The 24,323-nt window shown below is 65.1% G+C and carries 21 protein-coding genes and 1 tRNA gene; 6 read left to right on the top strand and 16 right to left on the bottom strand.

Going from position 1 to position 24,323, the window contains the following annotated elements:
* Positions 1–85 precede the first annotated feature (85 nt).
* The 4 genes from gor to J8I29_RS03755 form a co-directional block, all read right to left on the bottom strand.
* A complete protein-coding gene (gor, locus tag J8I29_RS03770) occupies positions 86–1,456 on the bottom strand; it encodes a glutathione-disulfide reductase (protein ID WP_209430693.1) in 1,371 nt (456 codons plus the stop codon).
* A 229-nt stretch (positions 1,457–1,685) separates the two neighbouring features.
* Positions 1,686–2,327 carry a DUF2059 domain-containing protein gene (locus tag J8I29_RS03765; RefSeq protein ID WP_209430692.1) on the bottom strand — a complete coding sequence of 214 codons (642 nt, stop codon included), beginning with the start codon at positions 2,325–2,327 and terminating at the stop codon, positions 1,686–1,688.
* A gap of 20 nt (positions 2,328–2,347) precedes the next feature.
* Complete coding sequence (gene rpiA / locus J8I29_RS03760; protein ID WP_209430922.1) at positions 2,348–3,046, bottom strand: ribose-5-phosphate isomerase RpiA; 699 nt, start codon at positions 3,044–3,046, stop codon at positions 2,348–2,350.
* Positions 3,047–3,271: 225 nt separating this feature from the next.
* Entirely contained in the window at positions 3,272–3,625 is a 354-nt protein-coding gene (locus tag J8I29_RS03755; RefSeq protein ID WP_105861865.1) for a hypothetical protein, read from the bottom strand.
* Between the two features lie 196 nt (positions 3,626–3,821).
* Between J8I29_RS03755 and J8I29_RS03750 the strand changes: the two genes are divergently transcribed.
* From J8I29_RS03750 to J8I29_RS03740, 3 genes are all read left to right on the top strand, one after another.
* Complete coding sequence (locus J8I29_RS03750; RefSeq protein ID WP_105861864.1) at positions 3,822–4,520, top strand: HAD family hydrolase; 699 nt, start codon at positions 3,822–3,824, stop codon at positions 4,518–4,520.
* Positions 4,521–4,534: 14 nt separating this feature from the next.
* A tRNA-Val gene (locus J8I29_RS03745) sits at positions 4,535–4,609 on the top strand.
* A gap of 193 nt (positions 4,610–4,802) precedes the next feature.
* Complete coding sequence (locus tag J8I29_RS03740) at positions 4,803–5,078, top strand: hypothetical protein (RefSeq protein ID WP_146126877.1); 276 nt, start codon at positions 4,803–4,805, stop codon at positions 5,076–5,078.
* A gap of 270 nt (positions 5,079–5,348) precedes the next feature.
* Here the strand turns inward: J8I29_RS03740 and J8I29_RS03735 are convergent, their stop codons facing one another.
* Entirely contained in the window at positions 5,349–6,281 is a 933-nt protein-coding gene (locus J8I29_RS03735) for an EamA family transporter (RefSeq protein ID WP_209430691.1), read from the bottom strand.
* Positions 6,282–6,378: 97 nt separating this feature from the next.
* On the opposite strand from J8I29_RS03735, the gene J8I29_RS03730 reads away from it, so the two are divergent.
* From J8I29_RS03730 to J8I29_RS03720, 3 genes are all read left to right on the top strand, one after another.
* Positions 6,379–7,002 carry an ABATE domain-containing protein gene (locus J8I29_RS03730; RefSeq protein WP_209430690.1) on the top strand — a complete coding sequence of 208 codons (624 nt, stop codon included), beginning with the start codon at positions 6,379–6,381 and terminating at the stop codon, positions 7,000–7,002.
* Positions 7,003–7,193: 191 nt separating this feature from the next.
* Positions 7,194–8,483, top strand: coding sequence for a DUF4147 domain-containing protein (locus J8I29_RS03725; RefSeq protein WP_209430689.1), 1,290 nt, complete (start codon positions 7,194–7,196; stop codon positions 8,481–8,483).
* Positions 8,484–8,660: 177 nt separating this feature from the next.
* Entirely contained in the window at positions 8,661–10,520 is a 1,860-nt protein-coding gene (locus tag J8I29_RS03720; RefSeq protein ID WP_209430688.1) for an ABC transporter ATP-binding protein, read from the top strand.
* Between the two features lie 83 nt (positions 10,521–10,603).
* Here the strand turns inward: J8I29_RS03720 and J8I29_RS03715 are convergent, their stop codons facing one another.
* The 11 genes from J8I29_RS03715 to J8I29_RS03665 all read right to left on the bottom strand — a co-directional run bounded on the left by J8I29_RS03715 (position 10,604) and on the right by J8I29_RS03665 (position 23,993).
* Entirely contained in the window at positions 10,604–12,841 is a 2,238-nt protein-coding gene (locus tag J8I29_RS03715; protein ID WP_209430687.1) for a trehalase family glycosidase, read from the bottom strand.
* A 2-nt stretch (positions 12,842–12,843) separates the two neighbouring features.
* Positions 12,844–13,899: an ABC transporter ATP-binding protein gene (locus J8I29_RS03710; RefSeq protein WP_209430686.1), complete on the bottom strand. Its 1,056-nt coding sequence runs from the start codon at positions 13,897–13,899 to the stop codon at positions 12,844–12,846.
* On the bottom strand, positions 13,886–14,665 hold the full coding sequence (locus J8I29_RS03705) for an ABC transporter permease (RefSeq protein ID WP_209430685.1): 780 nt from the start codon (positions 14,663–14,665) through the stop codon (positions 13,886–13,888). Before J8I29_RS03705 ends, J8I29_RS03710 begins: the two co-directional genes overlap by 14 nt.
* Positions 14,666–14,674: 9 nt before the next feature.
* Positions 14,675–15,442: an ABC transporter permease gene (locus J8I29_RS03700; RefSeq protein ID WP_245196696.1), complete on the bottom strand. Its 768-nt coding sequence runs from the start codon at positions 15,440–15,442 to the stop codon at positions 14,675–14,677.
* 408 nt (positions 15,443–15,850) lie between these two features.
* Positions 15,851–16,915, bottom strand: coding sequence for an extracellular solute-binding protein (locus J8I29_RS03695; protein WP_209430684.1), 1,065 nt, complete (start codon positions 16,913–16,915; stop codon positions 15,851–15,853).
* Positions 16,916–17,001: 86 nt separating this feature from the next.
* Positions 17,002–17,973, bottom strand: coding sequence for a PfkB family carbohydrate kinase (locus J8I29_RS03690; RefSeq protein WP_209430683.1), 972 nt, complete (start codon positions 17,971–17,973; stop codon positions 17,002–17,004).
* On the bottom strand, positions 17,970–19,016 hold the full coding sequence (locus J8I29_RS03685; RefSeq protein ID WP_209430682.1) for an ADP-ribosylglycohydrolase family protein: 1,047 nt from the start codon (positions 19,014–19,016) through the stop codon (positions 17,970–17,972). The genes J8I29_RS03690 and J8I29_RS03685 overlap by 4 nt, the downstream gene beginning before the upstream one ends.
* Before the next feature lie 227 nt (positions 19,017–19,243).
* Positions 19,244–20,347 (bottom strand): substrate-binding domain-containing protein, encoded by a 1,104-nt coding sequence (locus J8I29_RS03680; RefSeq protein ID WP_105861854.1) that lies wholly within the window; start codon positions 20,345–20,347, stop codon positions 19,244–19,246.
* Between the two features lie 161 nt (positions 20,348–20,508).
* On the bottom strand, positions 20,509–21,477 hold the full coding sequence (locus J8I29_RS03675) for an ABC transporter permease (protein WP_209430681.1): 969 nt from the start codon (positions 21,475–21,477) through the stop codon (positions 20,509–20,511).
* A gap of 12 nt (positions 21,478–21,489) precedes the next feature.
* Positions 21,490–22,485 carry an ABC transporter permease gene (locus J8I29_RS03670; protein ID WP_209430680.1) on the bottom strand — a complete coding sequence of 332 codons (996 nt, stop codon included), beginning with the start codon at positions 22,483–22,485 and terminating at the stop codon, positions 21,490–21,492.
* Complete coding sequence (locus J8I29_RS03665; RefSeq protein WP_209430679.1) at positions 22,485–23,993, bottom strand: sugar ABC transporter ATP-binding protein; 1,509 nt, start codon at positions 23,991–23,993, stop codon at positions 22,485–22,487. The genes J8I29_RS03670 and J8I29_RS03665 overlap by 1 nt, the downstream gene beginning before the upstream one ends.
* Between the last annotated feature and the right edge of the window lie 330 nt (positions 23,994–24,323).

The following is a 24,323-nucleotide window of genomic DNA, read 5'->3' as shown; positions in this document are numbered from 1 at the left end:
TCATGCGCAGCGGCCGGACATCCAAGCGGGGGAATCGCCGCTATCGCACGGCGTGCACTCTGCAGCCGGGCTGGTAAAGGCCGGCTTAGCGGACAGGCGTACGCATCGTCACCAATTCCTCGGCCGCACTTGGATGCAGCGGCATGGTGGCATCGAAATCCGCCTTTGTCGCGCCCATCCTGACGCTGATCGCCAGCAATTGCGCCATTTCGGCCGCCCCTTCGCCGACGATATGCACGCCGAGAATCTTGTCGGTCACCTTGTCGACCACCAGCTTCATGAAGACACGATCGCCGCTGCCCGACAGGGTAGCCTTCATGGCCCGGAACGAGGTCTGGAAGATGCTGACACCCCCGCCGCATTCGGCGCGCGCTTCTTCCTCGCTCAAGCCGACGGTGCCGATCTCCGGGGTGGAGAACACGGCCGTCGGCACGAGGCGATGGTCGGCCAGCCAAGGCTTGTTGCCGAAGACGGTATCGGCAAAGGCATGGCCTTCGCGGATGGCGACGGGGGTGAGATTGATGCGATTGGTGACATCGCCGACCGCCCAGATCCCGGGTGCGGTGGTGCGCGACTGGTCGTCGACCGCGATGGCGCCGGCGGTGTTGATCTCCACGCCGACCGTTTCGAGACCGAGGCCCGCCGTATTGGGCTTGCGCCCGGTCGCCACCATGATCTCGCCGACATGACGCGTCTGGCCGTTGGTGAGGGTCACCCGCCGCCCGCCCGCCTGGCCCGCCTGGCCCGCCTCGATGCGCTTGAGATCCGTGCGGATCAGGATCTCGATGCCCGCCGCGCCCATCGCCTCCGTCAGCACCCGGCGCACATCGTCGTCGAAACCGCGCAGGATCGCCTCGCCGCGATAGACCAGGGTCACCTTCACGCCCAGCCGCTGCAGGAGGCAGGCGAATTCGACGGCGATATAGCCGCCGCCGACGATGATCATCGTTTCCGGCAGGGCGGGCAGGTCGAAGACCTCGTTGGAGGTGATGGCGAGTTCGGCGCCCGGTACGTTCGGCTTGACCGGCGCCCCGCCGGTTGCGATCAGGATCCGGCCGGCGGTGAAGCTGCGTCCGCCGTCCAGCTGCACGGTATGCGGAGCAGTGATCACGGCGCGACTCGGGAAGGTCGCCACCGATGATTTTTCCAGATTGGCCGAATAGGCCCGTTCAAGCCGGGTAATCTCGGCTTCCTTGGCGGCCACGAGCTTGGGCCAGGAAAATTCGGCCTCGGGCACGGTCCAGCCGAAGCCGGCCGCCTCGCGGAATTCGTCGGCGAAACGGCTGGCCAGCACATAGAGCTTCTTGGGCACGCAGCCACGAATGACGCAGGTACCGCCGACCCGGAACTCCTCGGCGATGGCCACCCGCGCCCCATGCGAGGCTGCGATGCGGGCGGCGCGCACCCCGCCGGATCCCGCGCCGATCACGAACAGATCATAGTCGAATTGCGACATGGTTGAGCCTGACTGCCATTGCCCGGCCTGCGCAAGCGATCATCCGGGAGGATTGCGAAAGCGTGTTGCGATGAGATGGAAACGCTCTGCAATCGCAACGATACGTCGAAACGAAGAACCAGAGCAAAGAAGCGCTTACGCGTGCATGCGCCTTGCTTTGCGACGCCTGAACGTAAGAAGCGGGACTGATGTGATCAATCCCGCTTCCGAACAAGGCTGATATTCGATTTTATTGGGCCGGCGCGGCGGGCTTGTCTGCCGCGGCCGGTGCGTCTCCGGACGTTTCGGTCGGCGAAGGACCGAGCTTGCCGCCCTTCTTCTCCACCTCTTCGCGCACCCGCTTCATCACGCCGTCCTGCAGCTCGCGCGTCCAGCCCTGCACCACCGGCATCGAATCACGCAGGATGATCTGCTGCTGGGTGGCAAGCTTCTTGCCGACCGGGCTTTCGTAGAAAGCGATCAGCTGCTTGAGCTCGTCCTCGCTGAAACGCGTGGTGTAGAACTTGGCGAGGCTGTTATCGAGCTCGATCCGCTTCTTCATGAATTCGGGCACCAGCGAGATCGCCGCCTCGTTGATCATCTGGCTGAGTTCGGGACGCTGGCCGGTATAGATGGCGGTCGCCTGCTGCAGATATTGCGGAATGATGTCGTCGAAGCCGACGGTCAGGCCGGAAGCCTTCAGGAACTGCACGGCCGTCGCCAGCTGCTCCGGCGTCGGCTGGGCGGCATTGCCCGTCGGCACCTCGGCCGTTGGCGCCGGCGTGGCATTCTGCGCCGAAGCCGGCAGCGCTGCGGCGCTTGCAAGCAGTCCGGCGACCATGGCGGCGGCCAAGACGCGAACCTGCCCACAAACATGGCGTTGACGAAGCATCATGGAACTCCCATCACAAATCAGGCTGGCCCGATGAAGCGGACGCCCGAAGAGCCGGCGACATAGGCGCCCTTGGCTAATCCGAGAAACAATCCGTGTTCGACGACACCGGGAATGGTGGACAGGCCCGCCGCCAGGGCAGCGGGATCGGGGATCTGTTGAAAGTGGCAATCTAGGATGTGGTGCCCGCCATCCGTGACGAAAACAAGGCCGTCGGGCTGTTGGCGCAGGCGCAATTCACCGGAAAGTCCGAGTTTTGCGGCAATACGCTCGATAGCAGCCCGGGTCGCACCAAAGCCGAAGGGAATGACCTCCACCGGCAGCGGGAAGCGCCCGAGCACCGGCACCACCTTGGATTCGTCGGCGATCACCAGCATCGAGGCAGCCGCCGAAGCGACGATCTTCTCGCGCAGCAGCGCACCGCCGCCGCCCTTGATCAATCCGAGAGCCGGACCGATCTCGTCGGCTCCGTCGACCGCCAGGTCGAGTTCGGGCGTCTCGTCCAGCGTGGTCAGGGGAATACCGAGATCCCTGGCCTGGTCGTGGGTGAATTCGGAGGCCGGCACGCAGACGACTTCAAGCCCGCCCCGCACCTTCTCGCCCAATAGGTCGACGAAGTGCTTGGCCGTCGAGCCATGGCCCAGGCCCAGCCGCATGCCGCTTTCGACATGGGCGAGCGCGGCTCGGGCTGCTTCGCGCTTCATGTCGTCAGGGGTCATGGCAACCTTGGCGGTTCGGGTTATCGAGCGTGTCATCCGTTATGGCTCGGCGTTTGACAAGATCAAACCATAGCGGGCGACCCATCCCAGGATCAGGCGGCGGTTATAACGGCTTTGCTGCCGATTGCATCAGTTAAGTTTGAGAAGCAAGGGGCTAGACACAAGGAAAATCGGCCCCGCCCCTCCGGCAGGCAAGCCCGTCATGCGCCGGATGCCCGCTTTGGCCTATCTTCCGGGGGGCGTACAGATGACCTGGTCCTTCCAGACATAGCACACGCTCATCGTTCCGGTGCGCTGTTCCACCCGGAACACCGAACTCTCGCGCTCATGGCTGGAGGCGATCAGCGTGTAGTCGCCGGGCTCCTGCTTGCCGGCCCCTTCGCCGGCCGGAAAACAGAGGGTGACGCCGGTATTGTCCTCCTTGACGCCATATTGGCAGGCCCCGACCTCGCCGGTGAGCCGGTCGACACGGTAGATGCGGTTGAGGTCCTTCTGCGGCGCCGCGACGAAGACATAGTCGGCTCCGAGCGCAGGGCCGGCGGTAAGAAGGAGGGCTGCAAGGCCTAGCGAACGCTTCATGATGACTGGCTCGTCGTTTCCTCGGCGGAGCGCATGTCCCGAATGCCTGGGGCGTCGTGTCACACGCCCTAGTCAGGCGCGATCCAACCCGGTTACATTCACACAGACGATACGGTCCTAACTCGAATCGTGAATTCTCGACTCTTCGCTTGCCACCCAGACATGGCATTTTCCAGACCAAGCCGGAAAGAACAGCATGATGCAGCCGCGGACAGCGATCTTCGACCTTGACGGAACGCTGGTGGACAGCGCCCGCGACTTGATGGGAACGCTGAACTTCATCCTGGCTCGCGAAGGGCTGCCCGCCTTGCCGGTCGAGAGAGCGCAGAGCCTGCTGGGTGCCGGCGCCCGCGCGCTGCTGGAACGCGGATTTGCCGAATGCGGCCAGACGGTCGAGCCGGCCCGCATGGACGTGCTCTATCGCGATTTCCTCGACTATTACGGCGAGCATCTGGCCGATGAGACGGTTGCCTTCGACGGTGTCGAAGAAGCCTTGCAGACGCTGAAGTCGCGAGGCTGGCTGCTCGGCATATGCACCAACAAGGTGACCGAACATTCCGTGCGCCTGATCGAAGCCCTGAAACTGACCCCCTATTTCAGTGCCATTTGCGGGCGCGACGCCTTCGCCTGGTTCAAGCCCGATCCGCGCCACCTCACCCTTTCGATCGAGGCCGCCGGCGGCGATCCTACCCACGCCGTCATGGTGGGCGACAGCAAGACCGACATCGACACCGCCCTGCGCGCCGGGCTGCCGTCGGTCTGCGTGGATTTCGGCTACACCGACATTCCCGCCACTCAGTTGGGGGCAACCCACGTCATTTCGCATTTCGATCAACTGATTTCTGCAATCGACGCGATTACCGGCTTGACAGCGCAGCCGGCTTTATCCAAATAGGCGCTTCCCTTCGGGGGCGCGTAGCTCAGCGGGAGAGCACTCCCTTCACACGGGAGGGGTCACAGGTTCAATCCCTGTCGCGCCCACCATTCAGACTCCGCAAAACCAATACGTGACAACCGTATTCAACGCCCAGTTTTGAGGCGCGGAGCGGTGGTTCAATTTGCGCATCCGCCGCGATATACATCGCCATCCCATAAGGAACTTTCTCCCTGCCCATGCGTTTGATCGAGCGTTTTCGATCAAATGCGTGTTTTCGTTTCATTTCGACAGGAGAGGCTCATGAGATTTCTTATTGCCGCCGCTTTCGCCCTAGGCGCCACCTTTGCCCTCGCCGGTCCATCCTCGGCCATGCCGGTGTCCCAGCCGGACAATCCCTCGCTCGTACAAACAGTCAGGGACCGGACCTGCAACGCGCCGTCGAACAGCGCCCGCTGCAAATGGTATGGCGTGCCCGGCGTGCATCGCGGGCCGCGGTGGCTGCGTCAACACGGTGGCGAAGGCTATCGGCATCGCCACCATCACCGCCGGCACTACCGCCATCATCGGCGCACCTGATCTTTCCCGGGAAAGACAGCGAAGCCGTTGACCGGTGCAAGGAGCGATTTGTCCGAATCGCACCTTGCACCGGAGTCTTGTTCTGACGGGTTCTTGACCCGAAAAGCTCCCCATTCGTAACAAGTCACGCTCTGGTCGTCCCGCATCTGCGGACGAGCTACGGCCGGCTTATGATCCCGGATCTGCTTCGCAGCACTGCAGGCCGCAATGCGTCCGGCATGACCCGGTGAACAACTGCGTCCTTTCTCTTCCGGCCTCTCCGCTCCGTTCTCAATTGGTGGCGGGCTTCAGCCGCGCCTTGGGCTCCGCCATGGCAAGGCCAGCCCCGGCCAGCATCACAGCCATGCCGAGCAGGTCGAGGAGGCGGACCTGTTCGCCGAAGCAGATCATGCCGAGCAGCACGGCAATGATCGGGGATACGAAGGCATAGGTTCCCGCACGCGTGGCGCCGATCTCCCTGAGGAGCGTCATGTAGATGGTGTAGCCGATCAGCGAGCCGAACAGCACGAGAAACAGCCATCCCGCCCAGGCCGCCGCGCCCCATTGCCCAGCCAAGGCCCGAATTGCTCCGGGCTCGCCGGCGAGCGACGCGGCGAGCAGCAGCAGGCCGCCGAAGAGGGTGGTACTCCCGGCCACGACGGTCGAGGAGTAGAGCCGCAGCAAGGGACGCGCGACCACCGAGCCCCAGCCATAGGCCACTGCGGCCCACGACACCGCTGCCGCTCCCGCCAGGCGCCATGCCGCGCCCTCGCCCGCCGCAGCAGACCAATTTCGAACCGCAGTCGGCCCGAACAGGATGGCCAGCCCCGCCATGCCGAGAAGCAGGGCACCGAAACGCCACCTGTCGAAATTCTCTTCCCGCAGCCAGAGCGCGAAAGCCATCAGGGCTATCGGCGTCAGCGACATTTCGAGCACGGCGGCCGTACCCGAATCGACATGCGCCACCCCCCAGAACAGCGCCGCATAGCACAGCGTTATCATCAGCAGGCTGGTGGCCGCGAGACGCGGCAGATCCCGCCACGCCAGCCGCGGCAGCCCCTCGCGCCAGGCGGCGAATCCGAGCAGCAACAAGCCGGCCGCGGTAAAGCGCGTGCCGGCAAACAGCAGGGGCGGCACCGCCTCCACGCCTGCCTTGATGCCGATCCAGGTGGTTCCCCAGATCGCGCAGAGAGCCAGGAACAGCAAGGTAGTACGGCTGGGCATAACGGGACCTCGGCAAATCTTGTGTAACGGTTATATATCATTATAATCGTTACAATGCACGCTTGAATTCCGAGGGCCAGCGCTGGAAAGTACCGCGATGAACCAGGTCAAGACCATTGCCACCATCCGCCTCGTCGGCGGACATCCGGCCCTGGATTTCGTCAACACGGTCGACGCCTGGCGCGATCGCTGGGGGCCGGACCTGCTCGTCTCCTATGGCGATCTCATCACCTGGGCCCGGCGTGTCGATCTGATCGATTCGGCCCTTTCGGACCGCCTGCGGCAACGGGCCGACAGCGAGCCGGCCGAGGCGGACGCGGCCTTGCTGCGAGCCCGATCCCTGCGCACGACCTTGAGAAATCTCTTTCTCGCTGAAACCATGGGCGAAACGGGCAGCGAAGAAGATGCTGCTCGTCTCGACGGCGTGCTGCAGAGCGCCAACCATCAGCGCGAACTGCGCCTGGCTGCCGGCATTTTCGAATGGGGCTGGCGCGACGATGGCACCCTCGACGCCATCCTCCATCGCATTGCCTTCGCCGCGGCCGACCTGCTCACCGGCCGCAGCGGGCGCCGGGGCGTGCGGGAATGCCATGGCATCAATTGCGGCTGGCTGTTTCTCGACACCTCGCGGGGCGGACGCCGCCAATGGTGTTCGGAAGAGGCCTGCGGCACCCATATGCGCGTGCGGCGCTTCCGCGAGAGAGGCAGCCCCGGCGCCTGACCGCCGACGCTTTCCAAAATTACCGCCAACGGGCTGGCCTCACCGCGCCTCCATAGGTTAAGGGACATGGCAAGCCATCACCCTTGCGGCTGCCTCATCGCCGGGCAGCGCAGGAACCGATGCAATGAACAAGCATGAAGCATGACGCGTTTTCTCATCCGCGTCCTGCCGCGAGGGAGCCCGAAGACGCAATGCCTGACCGTGTCGATGCCCGCCGCCAGACTCTCGACGCCATTTTCACGGGGGCGGTCGCTGCGTCCCATCCGGCAACCTTCCTGCCGCAGCATCTGCCGCCTCCCCCTGCCTCGGGACGGCTGATCCTGCTTGCCGCCGGCAAGGCGGCCGGCAGCATGGCCGAGATCGCGGAAGCCCACTATACTGCCCTCGGCGTCCCGGCCGATCGCATCGATGGCGTGGCGGTGGCCCGCCATGGTTATGGGCGCCCGCTCAAGACCCTGCCGATGATCGAGGCCGGACACCCTGTGCCGGACCAGGGCAGCATCGATGGCGCCGAGCGCGCGCTCGCGCTTGCAGCAGCGGCCGGCGAGGACGATCTGGTGCTGGTCCTGCTCTCCGGCGGCGCTTCCGCCAATTGGGTGGCGCCCGCCGGCGCGCTGACCCTGGACGACAAGCGCGCCATCACCCGTCACCTGCTGCGCTCGGGTGCCGCCATCGGCGAGATCAATGTCCTGCGCAAGCGCCTGTCACGTATCAAGGGTGGCCGCCTCGCCCAGGCCGCCTATCCCGCGCGCCTGCTCACCCTCGCCGTCTCGGACGTTCCCGGCGACGATCCCGCCGTGATCGGCTCCGGCCCCACCGTACCCGATCCCGTCAGCAATGCGCAGGCTCTCGCCATTGCCGAACGCTTCAATACGCCTCTCGGCGCGGCCAAGGCCCTCTTCGAGGACGCCGGCAACGAGACGCCCAAGCCGGGCGATCCGGTCTTTGCCAAGAGCGAGTTCCGCATCGTCGTCACCCCCTCCGACATGATCGCGGCCGCGACCCGCCTCGCCGAGCAGCATGGTTATGAACCGGTCGTGCTCGGCGCCGATGTCGAGGGCGAAGCCCGGCAGGTCGCCGCAGACCAGGCGCGGCAGGCCCGCGCGCTGAAGGCCGCCGGCCGCCGCGCCGCCCTGATCTCCGGCGGAGAACTGACGGTGACCATCACCGGCAAGGGACGCGGCGGGCCCAACCAGGAATTCAGCCTGGCCCTGGCCCTCGCCCTCGAGGGCGAGAGCGGCATCAGCGCGCTCGCCGCGGATACGGACGGCACGGATGGGGGCGGCGGCCTCGCCACCGACCCAGCCGGTGCGATCATTGACGAGACCACGCTCGCAAGGGCCCGTGCGGCCGGCATCGACCCGGCCGCCTATCTCGCCGACAACGACTCGACCGGCTTCTTCGAAGCCATCGGCGATCTCGTCGCGCCCGGCCCGACCTTCACCAATGTCAACGACCTCCGGGTCATCCTGGTGGACTGAAGCACGTACGGACAGGAAGATGCGGACATCGCGACATGCAGGCATGTCGCTGATGTCCGCATTTTTGAAACACCTGCCGGCCGCCAACAAGGCTGGTGCGACTCGCAATTTGACCCGAAACTCCTGCTTTGGTGTCGCCGCAAGCGATTCCAGCATTGTTTCAAGGTCATATTTTCGATGTTTGCGCGCTTATTCCGATTTCTCGAAAGCCGCATAGATATATTCGCCGCTTTCGACGAGCACGACACGCCGCCCACCGGGGTATGGCGTTTCATGTGGCACCACCTCAAGCCTGTGAAAGGCTGGCTGCTGGCCATCATGGGGATCGAGCTGGCCTTCAGCGGCGTGGAGGCCGGCATCTATCTGATGGTCGGCTGGTTCGTGGACCTGCTGAACAAGGGCTCGCCGCAGACCCTCTTGCGCGACCACGGCCTGCTTCTCGCCGGCGCCCTGTTCGTGGTGCTGTTGCTCAGGCCGGTCCTGTTCTTCGTGACCCAGGCCGTCACCAATCTGATCGTGGTGCCGCCGCTCACCAACCAGATCCGCTGGCGCAACCACATCTATACGCTCGGCCATTCGCTTACTTATTTCCAGAACGACTTTGCCGGGCGCCTGTCGGCGCGCGTGATCCAGGCCGGGCAATCGATTCGCTCGGCGATCATCGCGGTGATCGGCGACCTCTGGTATGCGCTGGTCTTTGCCGGGGTCACCATCGGCTTCTTCGGCTCGGTCGATGCCTGGCTGGTGCTGCCTGTCGTGGGCTGGCTGGCCGCCTATGCCGCACTGCTCTCCTTTTTCGTGCCGCGAGCGCTGAAGCGCTCGGAAGCCAATTCCCTCGGCCGCTCCACCACCACCGGCCGCATCGTCGATTCCTACACCAACATCCTCACCGTGAAGCTGTTCGCCCGTTCCGATCTCGAACGCTCGGCGGTCAGGGAAGCGCTCAAGCGCTGGAACGAGAGCTTTCTCGATCTGATGCGCCTGATCCTCGGCGCCAGTTTCGCCCTGCAGGTGCTCAACAGCCTGCTGCTGGCGGTGATCGCCGGCATGATCCTCCTGCTCTGGAGCCAGGGCAACATGACGGCCGGCGCCGGTGCGGCGGCCCTCACGCTGGTGCTGCGGCTGATCCAGCTCTCGGGCTGGCTGATGTATCTGATCCGCGACGTCTTCGAGAATATCGGCGCCGTGCAGGAGAGCATGCTGACGATCGCCAAGCCGCATGACCTCGTCGACGCTCCCGACGCCGCCACGCTCTCGGTGCCACGCGGCGAAATCGTCTTCGAGCATGTCCGCTTCGGCTATGGCGGCACGCAGCCGGTGTTTTCGGATCTTTCGCTCACCATCCGCCCCGGCGAGAAGGTGGGTATCGTCGGCCCGTCCGGCGCGGGCAAGTCGACGCTGGTCAACCTGCTGCTGCGTCTCTACGCCATCCAGTCCGGCCGGATCCTGATCGACGGGCAGGACATTGCCGGCGTCAGCCAGGACAGTTTGCGCCGGCATATCGGCGTGGTGACGCAGGACAATTCCCTGCTGCACCGCTCCATCCAGGACAATATCGCCTATGGCCGCACGGAAGCGGACAAGGATGCCATCGAGGATGCGGCAAGGCAGGCCGCCGCGCATGATTTCATCGTGACGCTGGGTGACCAGGAAGGCCGCGCCGGCTACGAGTCGCGCGTGGGCGAGCGCGGCGTGAAGCTCTCCGGCGGACAGCGCCAGCGCATCACCATCGCCCGCGTATTGCTCAAGAACGCCCCGATCCTGGTACTCGACGAAGCGACCTCCGCCCTGGATTCGGAGGTCGAGGCGGCAATCCAGGGCCAGCTTCGCCGCCTGATGCACGACAAGACAGTGCTCGCCATTGCCCATCGTCTTTCGACGATCGCGGAACTCGATCGCCTCATCGTGCTCGATGGCGGCCGTATCGTCGAGCAGGGACGGCATGAGGAACTGATCGCGCGCGACGGCCTCTATGCCAGGCTGTGGCGCCGCCAGTCCGGCGGTTTCCTGGCCTTGGAAGATAGTTCGGCAGCTTGAGGCGGCGCCGAGATAAATGCGTCGTCATCCCCGGTGAAGTGGCAAGCCCCGAGAAGGGATCCAGGGGCCTAAGGCCGTTCGTTTCAAATGCCGGTGATTCGCGCACGCCACCGCAGCTCGAGATCGGCCGCCTTGGCGCTCGCAGGAAGGTGGACCAGGATGCCGCCCTCCTCCGACGTTGCGAGCGTCTCGCCGTCGAGGCTCGCCTGGGGCGTCATGCCGGCATGGAGATGCGGGAAGCGCAGGAAGCAGGCCCGTTCGAGTGGCGGTAGGCGCAGCGATATCGCACCATCCGTCATCGAAAGCCGGGAGATCCGGCCGGCCACATCGGTTTCCAGCAAAACGCGCTCGCCCTGGATCAGGCGCAAACGGCCCTGTGAAAGGGCGAGGCGAACCTGCCCCAGCGGGCTTGCGAAGTGTCCCAGTTCGCCCTCCCCGCCCGGATTGCCGATTTCCCAGCCATGCCAGGGCGTAACATCTGTCACCGCGGCGATGCCGAGCTTGGCCATCAATGCGCCCCAGCTGTAGAAGCGCTCGGTGTCGGGCTGGTCGAGCGGCTCTCCGGTCTCGGCATTGTAGTTTTCCGGGCAGATGCGGCGGCTTTCCCAGGCGGAGCGGAACAGCGCGAAGCTGCGCCGGGCCAAGGCCGAAGCCCTCTCGTCCAGCCCGTGGCGGCGCAGCCCCTGATAGACGAGATAGTTGAAGGGCGGCCAGATCCGGCCGCGCCAATAGGAATTGTCCTTGAAGGCGGGATCGGCACGGCTGACGCCGGGAATGACCGGATCGCCGCCGAAGCCGGAGGGATCGTCAAGGTGCCCGCAGAGCCGTTCGATCTGCCCGGGCGTCGCAGCACCCGCGAGCAGCGGATAGAAACTGGTCGGCGCCAGGCTCCTGACGAAGCCGCCGCCACGCCGGCGATTGGCGAAGATGCCGCGCTCGCCATCCCATAAAGTCTCGCGAATAAGAGCTTTCGTGGCTTCGGCGCGGGCAGCATGAGCCGTCGCCTCCTCCTCGCGCCCCAGTTCTGCTGCCATCAAAACGAGCATCTCGGCATCGAGCGCCAGCAGGCTGTTGAGGCCGACATCCCAGATATCGAGCGTGCGCGAGGCCTTGTCGTAACGCGCCTCGTCATGAACCGGCGAATTGTCCATCGCCGATTCATTGCGTGCCCCGAAATGAGTGCCCCTGTAGAGCCCGTCGCCCACATCCGAGGTGCCGAAGGAGGCGAGCCCCGTCCCGCCCGGATCGCGCTCCCGCCACCACCAGGCGTGGTTGCGCGCCAGCACGGCATAGGCATTTTCGAGCAGGTCGCGGGCGCGATGGCGCAGATAGAGCTGCCAGACCACGAAACCGCCGATGGGGCTCTGGCTGCGGTCGACCCAGGCGTCGCTGGCGGTGAGCAGGCAGGGCAGATTGCCCTGCGGCGTCGCGCCGGAAAACACGGCGGCGAGATTGTCGCGGGCGAGACCGGCGTCGAATTCGCCAGCCATCAGGGCGGCATAGAACTGGTCGTTCAGCCAGACACCGTAGCCGCCGAATTTCCCCAGGTCCCAGTTGCGGCTGATGGCAGTATAGGGGCGCTGGTTGATGCCGTCCCATACCGTGTTCCAGGCGACGACGTCGCGCAGCGCCGCCAGGGCGACGGCGGGCTCGCCGTCCGGTCGGGGCGGCACCACGTCGGGCCGCGCCAGCAGGGCTCGCGCCTGGGCGACGGCGAGATCCTGCCTGTCGGCAATGGCGAGCGCGAAGCGATTGTCGCGCATCATTTCCAGGTTGAAGCGCAGCACGAGGACCGGCGCTGCCTCGGCCCGGGACCCGGTGTGGAAATAGCCGTGGGTTTCATAATCCTGCACCGCCTCGGCGAGCGAGACATGTCCGGTCACCTGCACGGGTGGTTCCTCGCTGACAAGGGCAGCGAAGCGATGCCCGACACGGACGATCAGAGCTCCGTCGGCCTCCTCGAAACGAACCTGCTCGCCACCGTCGGCCGAAAGGCAGAGATTGATCCAGAAGCGCAACCCCCATTCGCCGGCCTCGGCCGTCTGCCAGCTGCCGGTGAGGCTGAAGGGATCGGCCTTGCCGTAACGCCAGTCGAGGGTCGTTCCGGCGTGGGAGAGTTGAAGCTCCACCAGGGAGCCGTCGAGCGCGTGCCGCCCCAGCGTGACGGCGTCGCCCGGCTCGAACAGGCAGGCCTTGCCGGTGCTGGCCGCGAAGGCGAGCGGGGTAAGCCTGAGGCCGAGCGGCAGGAACACCATTTCCGCCGGCCGCGACGACCAGCTGTTCCAGGCGCGTTCGAGCGGAATATTGACGCTGACCGGCATCGTCAGGCCTGCAGCAGGACGGTATTGGCCGGCGACCAGGCCAGCGTGATGGCCTGTCCGGGTGAGACCGGCGAGATCTCCCGGTTCTGGGACAGCACCTTGATGTCGCCGCCGCCGGGCCCTTCGGCAATGAAGGTCGAGACCGCGCCGGCATAGATGATCTCGCGTATCCTCGTGGCGAAGACGTTGTCGCTGCCGGGGCTTTCTCCCGGCGCCAGAAGCCGCATCTTTTCGGGCCGCACCGCTGCCGTGACCTTGCTGCCGGGGCTGGGAAGCCCGTCGCTCGTGTGAATGACACCGCTTCCGATCGCGATGCCGTCCCCTGTCACGCTGCCTTCGAAGAAATTGGCGTCTCCCAGGAAGGAGGCGGCAAAACGCGTGTGCGGTCGCTCATAGATGTCGAGCGGCGCGCCCTCCTGCACGATGCGGCCACCGTCGAGGATGGCGACGGTATCGGACAGGGTCAGCGCCTCCTCCTGGTCGTGGGTGACGAAAATGGTGGTGAGCCCGCTCTCGCGCTGGATGCGGCGCAATTCGATCTGCATGTCCTGGCGCAGGCGGCGGTCGAGCGCTGACAGGGGCTCGTCCAGCAGGAGTACCCGCGGCTTGGTGACGATGGCGCGGGCGAGCGCCACGCGCTGCTGCTGGCCGCCCGAAAGCTGCTTGGGTTTGCGCTGCTCGAAGCCGGTGAGATGGACCATCTCCAGCACCCGGCCCACCTCCTTGCGCGCGACCTCGCCCCGGATGCCCTGGCGGTTGAGCCCGAAGATGACATTGTCGAAAACGCTCATATGCGGAAACAGCGCATAGGACTGGAACACCATGCCGACCTTGCGCTGCCACAGGGCAACCTCGGTGACATCCTCGCCGCCGAACAGGATCCTGCCCTCGTCCGGATCGACGAAGCCGCCGATGATGCGCAGCAGCGTGGTCTTGCCGGAACCGGAAGGGCCGAGCAGGCTGGTGAACTCGCCCGCCTTGAAGGCGGTGCTCACCTTCTCGAGCACGCGCAAGGATCCGTAGCCCTTGCTGATCGAAGCGACTTCAACGCCGATCACGACTGCCTCCCAGATTGGACAATTGGGCGAAGATCAGCACGAGAACGGCCGAGACGCCGAGGAAGATGGCGGAGATCGCATTGATCTCCGGCGTGAAGCCCTTGCGGATCGAGGCATAGATCTCGACCGGCAGAGTGGAGACGCCCGGCGTCGCCAGGAAGTAGGAGACCACGAATTGGTCGAGCGAAACCGCGAAGGCGAAGAGCAATGCCGCGATGATGCTCGGCGCCAGCAAAGGCAGCGTCACCGCAAAGAAGGCATGAATCGGCGTCGAGCCCAGGCTCATCGCCGCCTCCTCGAGATCGGCCCGCAATGTCTGCATGCCGGTGCCGACGATCAGGACGACATAGGGGATGGCCAGAGCGACATGACCGATCAGCATGGCATGCAGGCCGCGCCCAATGCCCGTCCAGAAGAAGAACACCAGCATGGCCGTGCCGGTGATCAGCCAGGGAATGGCGATCGGAGGCAGCAGCAGCACCTTGAGCAGCGACTGTCCCCGGAAGGTGCGGCGATTGAGGGCGAGCGAGGCCAGCGTGCCTACTGATGTGGCGATGATCGAGGTCGCCAGGGCGATCATCAGGCTGTTGTAGGTGGCCGAGAGCAGCGGCCCGTTTTCGACAAGGACGCCGAACCAGTGGAAGGTCGGCTCGATCGGCAGGGTGTAGAGAGGCGAGGCGTTGAAGGCCATCGCCACCATCACCGCGATGGGCAGATAGAGGAAGATCAGGGTGGCGGCGAGGAAAGTGCGCCCGAGTGCGATCATGATCCCCTCCTACGGCGTCGCGGCGCGGCCGGACAGCGCGCGCGAGGAGACGGCGAAGATCGCGAGCACCACCGCCAGCATGGTGAAGGACAGGGCCGCGCCCAGCGGCCAGTTGAAGGCCGCGGTGAACTGGTCCTCGATCACGGTACCCATGGTGACGCCGATGCGGCCCCCCAGGATGCGGGGCTCCATGAAGCTGCCGATCACCGGCACGAAGATCAGGATCGACCCGGAAATCAGGCCGGGCATGCAGAGCGGCAGCAGGATCTTCCAGAATACCACCGGGGTGCGGGCACCGAGACTGCGGGCGGCCTCGATGGTCGAATCCTCGATCGCCGTGGCGGAGAGATAGCAGGTCAGGATCATATAGGGCAGGTAGGCATGGACCAGGCCGATGATGATGGCCGGAAAGCTGTAGAGCAGCGACACCGAGGGCGCCGCCGGCACGAGCCAATGCAGGGCATAATCGAGAATGCCCCCTTCCCTCAGCACCATGGTCCAGGAGAACACGCGCACCAGCCCGTTGGTCCAGAACGGCAGGATGATGAGAAGGAACAGGATGTGCCGCGAACGCCCGGCGGTCGCCCTTGCCAGGGCGATCGCGGCGGGGAGGCCGATCAGCGCGCACAGCCCCGTGGTCCACAGCCCGATCTGGATCGAGGTCCAGGCGACGTTGAACAGATAGGGCCGCTTGATGAAGGCGAGATAGTTGTCGACGGTGTAGACCAGCGCCCGCCCCGGGACCGGCGAGCTCTTCAGGAAGCTGAAGAACAGCATGGCGCAGAGCGGCAGGAAGACGGCCAGCAGCAGCCAGCCATAGGCCGGCGTCAACAAGGCCGCCGTGGTCCAGCCTTGCCCCAGGCGCCTGCGGGGGCCCGACTTGCCGCCATCGGCTTTCGACACGATCTCCACTCGTCCCTCCCCTTGTCGCCGGCATCGCTCAGCCTGAAAGCGGCGATGCCCCAAGCGCCATGGATCCTTCCCGCGATTGCAAGGCGGTAGCGACCAGCCCTTGTCCAAGGCGACAAGGGCCTGCCGATCTGATTCACGCCAGGCTGCCAAGCCCTTGATGAGAGAGTCTTTTCCACGAGGCTGCCGGTGGAGCGAGGCCCGCCGCAGCCCTGCCGAACCGATTCATCAGGACTGACTAAACCCTTGAATCCGCTATACTTTCTTGAGGTCCCGCTACTTGGCGTAGAAGGCCTTCACTTCTTCCCACAGATCGTTGAAGGACTGGCGGCGATCATCCGGCAAGGCAGCCATAAAGGTCAGCTTCGGCAGGTAGTCGGCCTTGTGAATCTGCCGGTTGAGATCATCGGCCGGCAGCTTGTTCATCGCTCCCTCATTGGCGGAGGCCGGGGCGCCTGCCTCCTTGGCCCAGGTGAGGTAGAAGGTAGGATCGATCATGTAGTTGAGGAATTTGAGCGCATCCTCCTTCTTGGTGCTGGAGGTCGGCACTGCTAGGCTGTCGAGCCAGCCGATGGCGCCTTCCTTGGGCACGATGAATTCCACCGGCAGCTTGTGCTGGCGGATGGAGCGCACCGCCGCGCCCGACCAGTAGACGGAGATGTCGAAGGACTTGGCGGCGAAGGCCTTGTTCCACTCGTCCTCGCTCGACCACATCAGCTTGACGTTCGGCTTCATCGCCTTCAGCACCTCGGTGATCTTGGCGAGGTCCTTGGGATCGTTGGCATCCTGGCCTGTGAGCAAAGCGCCGATGCCGACGGAGGTCACGGCGTCGTCGAACAAAGCGAGCTTGCCGGCATATTTGGGGTCGGAGAAGATCGTCCAGCTGTCGGCGCTGATGCCCTGGCGCATGGCAAGGGAATTCATGCCCCAGAGCCAGGCGAGACCATAGGTCTTGCCGTCGGCCTTGAGGTTGGCGTGGTCCTTCAGGGCCGGAGCCAGATCCTTGGCATTGGCGACGGTGGCAAGGTCGACCGGGTCGATCAGGCCCTCGGCCTGGGCCTGCTGGGTGCGGGCGCTGTTGATCAGCACCACGTCATAGGCACCCGGATTGGTGCGCAGCTTGGTCAGCATCTCCGGTTCGGAGTTGAAATAGTCATGCTTGACCGTGATGCCGGTCTGCTCGGCGAAGGCCTTGAGCGCGAAGGCCTCGTCGGTGCCGTAGCCCTTCCAGTTGAGCACGGTGATTTCCTTGGCCTGGGCAGAGCCCGGGCGTGCCCACAGGCCGGCGACGGCCGCGGCTCCCAAGGCGGTGAAATGACGGCGCGTGATCCGATATGTCATCTTTCCAATTCCCTTCGTCGATGGCGACATTCTGCTCTCGATTTTCTTATCATTGGCTGGGCGTTCGTGCCTGCGGGGCATCCACCCTATCCTTTTGTTGTCCTCTCGGCCTCCTGTTCGGCAAGGAAGGCGTCCAGTTCGTCCGTGCGGGGCGCGGTCGCCGGCCCCTTGCGGGTGACGGCAAGGGCAGCGGCGGCATTGGCGCGCCTTGCGGCCTCGGCAGTGGGACAGCCAGACGCGAGCGCGGCCAGGAACACGCCCGTATGGGCATCTCCCGCTCCGGTCGCGTCGACCATCTGCACGACCGGCGCGGGAACCTGCAGGCCGGGCTCCCCAATGTCGCCGCCGAGCAGGAAGCACCCGGCCGGGCCATCCCTCAGGATCACCAATGCGCCGGGCGACAGGCGATCGCGAACCCGCTTGGCCGCTTCCGCCCTATCATCGCTTCCGGTGAGCAGGCCGGCCTCGCGTCGGTTCAGGGTGAAGACATCGGCCCTCGCCAATACCGCGGCCATGATCTCGGCGGGAATGTCAGCGACCAGGGGACCGGGATCGATCATCACGGTGACGCTCGCCGGCAGGCCGCCGATCCAATCGGCGATCGCCGGACCGAGCTCCGGGTAGCAAAGGTCGTAGCCCGAAGCGAACAGCGCATCGGCCGGCCCCAGTTGCAAAGTGAGAAGCGGTTTTTGCCCCGGCCGCGCTTCGACGCCCGGGCTGGTGACGAAGGTGCGCTCGCCGTCGGGCTCCACCATCACGATGCAAAAGCCGCTGTCGCCATCCCGGCTCGCCGGCATCAGGGCCTCGATGCCTTCGGCTGCCAGTTCGCGACGGATGCGCTCGCCATAGGGACCATTGCCATGCTGCCCGGCAAAGGCGGCCTTGAGGCCGTTGCGAGCAGCCGCCGCGAGAATGTTGAAGCCCCCTCCCGCGCTGATCGTCGCCTCGCAGCCCAGTACGTCGCCGCCCCGCTGCGGCAGGCAGGGCACGTCGAGGCGGATATCGGCCAGGACGCTGCCGACGGACAGGAGCCGGGTGGGAGGCGGCCTCATGCTCATGCGGTGGCAGTTCCCTTCCCGGCCGGCGGAAGGATCGACGCCCTGCCGCGCAGAGCGATGAGACGGTCCGCCAGGCCGATAAGATCGAGGTCCGGATTGGCGGATTCGAGGGCTGCGGTCACCGGCGCGGGAAATGCTTCGACGCCGTGGCAGGCGCCGGCCACAGCGCCAGCGATGGCGGCGACCGTATCGCAGTCGCCGCCCAGGCTCGCCGACAGGCGGCAGATGCGCCAGGGGTCGTCGGGCGCCAGCGAGATGATGGCCATTGCGGCGGGCACGGCTTCCTGCGTGGCGACGCCGGTTCCGACGATGTCGTAGATGAGATCGAGGGCCTCGGACTCGCTTTTGCCCCGCACCAGCTCGATCGCCCAGCCGATCCGCGCGGCGATGTCGCCGCCGGCGAAATAGAAGCCGCGTTTCGCACCCTGCCGCGCGCCCTCGACGGCCGCCTGCAAGGCTTCATCGATAGTGGCTCCGTCCACGGCAGCACTGACGGCCGCGGCGACGGCCGACGCGCCGGCGAGGCCTATGGTAGTGTTGTGAGTGACATGGCCGGACTGGAAGACGGCGTCGACCAGCGCCTCGACGGGACGTGCGGGAAAGACGATGCCGACCGGGGCAACGCGCATGGCCGCGCCGTTGGTGGCGCCGGTGCGCCCGGTCTCGTCCGTCGGCATGCCTTCGGCGATCAGCGTCAGCGCCTTGCGGGTGGAAGGGCCCAGGAGATCGGCCGAGCCGGCCGCGATCATGCGGGTTTCCCAGGCCAGGAGTTCGTCGGCGAAACGCCTGGGATCGACATAGCCCTTGCCCTCGACCAGAAGCTCGCCGAGGATGATGGCCTGGTCGGTATCATCCGTCACACGCCCGGCCGGCATGCCGCGGCTGATCGGATTGTCGTCGGGTGCCGGTTCGAAGCGCTCGAGAATACCATAGCGTGCCGAGACCAGAGCCCGCGGCATATATTGCGTGGGCATGCCCAAGGCATCGCCGATCGCCAGGCCGACCAGCGCCCCCCGAGCACGGCTTTGAGCGGAAATAGCCATGGCTGCCCCTTCGAGAAAGCGCCGAAATTCGTTTGTGTACAAACGATCTTCCCGTGCAATTCGCCCCCTGTCAAGAGGCATCCGAGCGGGTAGTCGGATACTGCTTTCTCCACACCGATTCCGGAACGACGTCAAAGGAAAAGCCGGGATTTCTCCCGGCTTCGCATGCGCTGCTGGCCCAGGCGACAATCCGATTCGGAAAAGGCGCCTACAGCCTTGGTCTTCCGTCAGAAATCGAACTTGTCGATATTCTCCTTGGTGAACACGAAGGGCGAACCGAGGAGCACTTCGGAGCCGTTGATCACGTTGAGCTCGCCGAGCTTGCCGGCCTTGACCTTGGTGTCGCCGGGCTTGAGCGAACCATCGGCCGTAGCGCGCAGGACCTGCATGGCGGCATAACCGAGATCGACCGGGTTCCACAGTACCACCGATTTCACGCAATCCTTGGCGACATAGGGTTTCATCGCATTGGGTGTGGCCAGCCCGATCACGGCCACCTTGCCGCATTGGCCGGCCTGGGTCACCGCCTCGGCCGACGCCGGCGTGGCGACGCTGGTCATGCCGAAGATGCCTTTGAGGTCGGAGCCGTATTTGTTGATCAGCGTGGTCGCCTGCGAGAAGGAGAGCGCATTGTCCTCCTGCGCCTCCACCGTCTCCAGGAGCTTCAGCTTGGGATGGCACTTGGCGGCATAGGCACCCATCTCGGCGATCCAGCGCGCCTGGTTGGGCGTGGTGAAGGTCGAGGTGACGATGGCAACGCCCGCATCCTCGCCGCTCTCCTTGACCATGTTGTCGACCATGGCCTTGGCGATGCCGTTGAACTCGGCCTGGTTGACGAACCACTGGCGTGAATCCGGCGTGGAATTGGCGTCATAGCCGACGACGTTGATGCCCTTGGACAGCGCCTTCTTCAAAACTGGCGCGATCGCGACGGGATCATTGGCGGCATAGAGAATGCCGTCGACGCCGGAAGTGATGTAATTGTCGATGAAGGTGATCTGTTCGTCGATATTGGCCTTGGTCGGCCCGTCGGTCTTGGCATCGACATTCCCGAGCTCCTTGGCCGCGTCGGCAATGCCCTTGGAGGTGGCGTTGAAATAGCCGATGCCGATAAGCTTGGGCACGTCGACCACCTTGATCGGCTTGCCCTTGCGGTCGGGCGCGCCGGTGACGGCACCGCCGTCATAGGGCTTGCTCGTCGCGCTGGCCGGCGTGGCATCGCAGGCGAGCGGATTGGTGGGCAGGTCGTCGCCGCCGGTCCAGGCCGAGGCGGCATGCGCCAGGCCCACGAGGGACACGCTCAGGGCGAGAGCCAGGGATATACGGATCATGGTCTTCCTCCACAGTTCGCCGGTCTTGCACCGGCTGCCATTGCCGTCCCCGCCGCCGGAGAAATCGATTCCGGAACGAGGGCCAGATCGTTGAAATTGAACGCCTTACGCCAGAACATCCTCTTCGGGCGGGAGCGCAGGCCCCGCCCGGAAGGCCTTTATCAAGCCGGCCGCCTGCGGCCGGCCATGCGGCTCAGCAGGGGAACCAGATTGCTGAGCAGCACGGTGAGGATCAGGGCCGTACCGATCAGGATGATGGTGCTGTCGCCCTTGTAGCCCTGCAGCAGCAGACCGTTCTTCAGCGCCTGCATCAGGGCGAGGCCGAGCACCGTGCCGATGATGGTGCCGCGCCCGCCGAAGATGCTGGTGCCGCCGAGCACCACCGCCGTGATGGCATCGAGCTCCCAGCCCGACCCCATGTCCGAGCGTGTGGTCGTCACTCTCGACACGAAGATCACGCCGGCCATCGCAGCGCACAGGCCCGAGGCGCCGTAGATCAGGATCTTGGTGCGATCGACCGCAAGACCGGAGAAGCGCGCGGCGACCTCGTTGGAGCCGATGGCATAGGTGGCACGCCCGAACACGGTCAGGCCGAGCACGCAGGCCGCCACGATCGCCGCCAGCACGAGCAGCCAGACCTGCACCGGTACGTCGAGCACCTGCCCCTGCCCCAGCACCAGGAACCAGTCGGGATAGCCCCGCACGGACCGGGCCTGGCTGATGCCCTCCGCCAGGCCGCGATAGAGGGCGAGCGTGGCCAGGGTGGCGATCAGGGGCGGCACCCGGAACATGGTGATGATCAGGCCGTTGACCACCCCGCACAAGGTGCCGAGCGCCAGTGCCAGCGCGATGGCGACCGGCAGCGGCAGGCCGAGATTCTGCCAGAGCACGCCGAGCATGATGGCAACTACGCCGACGATCGAGCCGACGGAAAGATCAATGCCCCCGGTGACGATGACGAAGGTCATCGCCAGAGCGATCAAGCCGATCTCCGTCATCAGCCGGGCCTGGTTGAGGAGGTTGTCGACGGTGAGAAACCTGTCGGAGGATTGTGCCAGGAAGACGAGCACGACCACCAGCAGCAAGGCCAGGATGGTCTCGTGGCGAAGCAGAAGGGAGCGCCAGTTCATCGTGCCCTCCCCTCAAATCATGCGATGGCGGCGGACCATGTCCGCCAGCACGGTGATGAGAATGAGCACACCGACGATCGCCTGTTTCCAGAACACCAGCACATTGGAATAGGGCATGAAGGTCAGGGCCGAGGTGATGGTGGCGAACAGCATGGCCGCCAGGGTGGAGCCGATCACCGTGCCGGTACCGCCGAGGATGGAGACACCGCCGATCACGGCAGCGGTAATGACGGTGAGCTCGAGGCCAGGAGGCACGGTCGACTGGATCACCTGCAGCTGCGTGGCAAAGAGCAGCGCCGCCAGACCTGCGAAGAAGCCGTGAATGGCGAAGACGGCAACGGTCACTGGCTTGGCCGGAATGCCAGCCGCACGGGCGGCCTCGGGATTGCCGCCGACGGCATAGATCGAACGCCCGAAGGCCGAATAGCGCATCCAGAAGGCGACGGCGGCCGTCAGCACCACCATGATGACGATGGGCGAGCGCACGCCGAACCAGCTCATCTGGGCGATCAGGAAGTCGGGCGGCAGATTGTTGATCCAGTTGCCGCTGGTCGCCAGGATCAGCCCGCCCTTGAGGATCGAGAGCATGCCGAGCGTGACCACGATGGAGGGGATGCTGGCATAGGCGACCAGCACGCCGACGAAGGCGTTGATGGCGATGCCCACTAGCACCGGCACGAGCCAGGCGATCCAGACCGGATAGCCCTTGGTCGCCAGCGTGCCGGCAATGGTGGCGAGAACGCCGATCAGCGATCCCACCGAGACGTCGATATGGCCGGAGATGATCACCATGGCCATGCCGATGGCGGCCACTGCGATATAGGCATTGCCCGCGAAGATGGCGTTCAGGTTGCTGGAGCCGAGAAAGCGCGGATTGTAGAGGCCGATGGCGGCAATCAGCACGACGAGCGCCCCGAGCACCACCATTTCCTGGCCGAGCCCGCCGAACAGGCGCGCCAAGGAACCGCGCGAGGGCACGAGGACGGAAGAGGATGCAGTCTCGCCCATCAGGCCGCTCCCTGCAGGGGTTGGGCGTTGGTCATGGCGGCGCCGACGGCATCCGGCGTCGCCTGGGCGCGGTCGAATTCGGCGACGAGGCGCCCGCCATTGATGACGAGGACGCGATCGCTCATGCCGAGCACCTCCGGCAGTTCGCTCGATATCATCAGGATGGCGACGCCCTGCTGCACCAGCCGCCCCATCAGCGCGTAGATCTCGGCCTTGGCACCGACATCGATGCCACGCGTCGGCTCATCCATGATCAGGATGCGCGGATTGGCCTCCAGCCACTTGGCCAGCACGACCTTCTGCTGGTTGCCGCCGGAGAGTTCGCCGACGACCTGCTCCGGGCCGCGGGTCCGGATGCCCAGCCGCTTGATCGCCTCGACCGAACGGCGGATCTCATCGCCGAAGCGGATGGCGAAGCCGTTCGACATCTTGTCGAGCACCGCCATCGAGACGTTTTCGCGGATGGTCATCGGCCGCACGAGCCCCTGGGAGCCACGATCCTCCGGCACATAGGCGATGCCGAGGTCGCGCGCCGCGCGCGGGCCGTCGATGGTCACCCTGCGGCCGTTGACCAGGATCTCGCCCGTACTGGCCGGCGTGATGCCGAAGACGGTCAGCGCGAGCTCCGTACGCCCCGAACCGATCAGGCCGGCAAGGCCGAGGATCTCGCCCGCCCTCAGGCTCAGCGAAATGTTCTGCACCTTGCGCCCGAAGCTGACATCGCGCAGTTCGAGCGCGACTTCGCCGAGCGGCGCTTCCACCTTGGGAAAGAGCTGCTCGATCGAACGGCCGACCATCATCGAGACGAGCGAGGCCTCGGTCACCTCCGAAATGTCGCGCGTGCCGATATAGCTGCCGTCGCGCAGCACCGTGACCCGATCCGCCAGTTCGAAAATCTCGGGCATGCGGTGGGAGACATAGATGATGGCGACGCCGCGTTCGCGCAGTTTCTTGACCACGCTCATCAGCCGACGCACATCGGCCTCCACCAGCGCGGCTGTCGGCTCGTCCATGATCAGCAGGCGTGCATCCTGCGACAGTGCCTTGGCGATCTCGACCCGCTGGCGATTGGCGACGGAGAGTGTGCCGACCTTGGCGTCCACGTCGAGATCGTGGCTGTCCAGGGAATCCAGGAGCTGGCGTGCCTTGAGGCGCATGGCGCTCCAATCGAGCCCGCCCCACTTTTGGCGGGGTGCATTGCCCAGGAAAATGTTTTCCGCCACGGTCAGTTCGGGAAACAGCAGGAGTTCCTGATAGACGGTGGCGATGCCGTGCCGGCGCGCGTGCCGTGGCGAGGTGAAGCGGACGCTCTCGCCGCCGACCGTCAGCGTACCCGTATCGGGCTGATGCACGCCGGCGATCACCTTGATCAGGGTCGACTTGCCGGCACCGTTCTCACCGAGCAGCGCATGGACCTCACCGGGGCGCACGTCGAAATTGACGTCGCGCAGCACCTTCACGCCGGAAAAGGATTTGGAGATGTCGTGGAGGCTGACGACGGCCGTCATGACGTCCTCCGAGCGACGGCCGCCATGGAACGATCCAGGCCTGACCGAAAGGCTTGCCCGGTGGCGAACGCCATCCGGCCGACCCGCGTCTCCCCCATGTCCGCGCTTCTCCTCACGCTTTTTTGTAAGACATATTGCCCAACTAGATCAAAAATCGTCTTTCAGCAAGCGTGATAAAGCACGCGGTGAGATAATTAACTCACCTATGATCTAAAATAATCATTGCCACGAGAACTCCACTTACCGCGAAATTTGCATTTTTGTTATATTTTTCAACCCGAAAAAGAGAGTGGTACGCCAGCTGGGAGGCATAGCGACGTCGGCGCATGC

It is taken from the genome of Labrys sp. LIt4 (genome assembly GCF_017813775.1).
In the GTDB taxonomy this organism is placed as follows: Bacteria; Pseudomonadota; Alphaproteobacteria; order Rhizobiales; family Labraceae; genus Labrys; species Labrys okinawensis_A.
The sequence above is the reverse complement of the archived record's forward strand: the minus strand, read 5'-3'. Positions and strand labels throughout refer to the sequence as shown.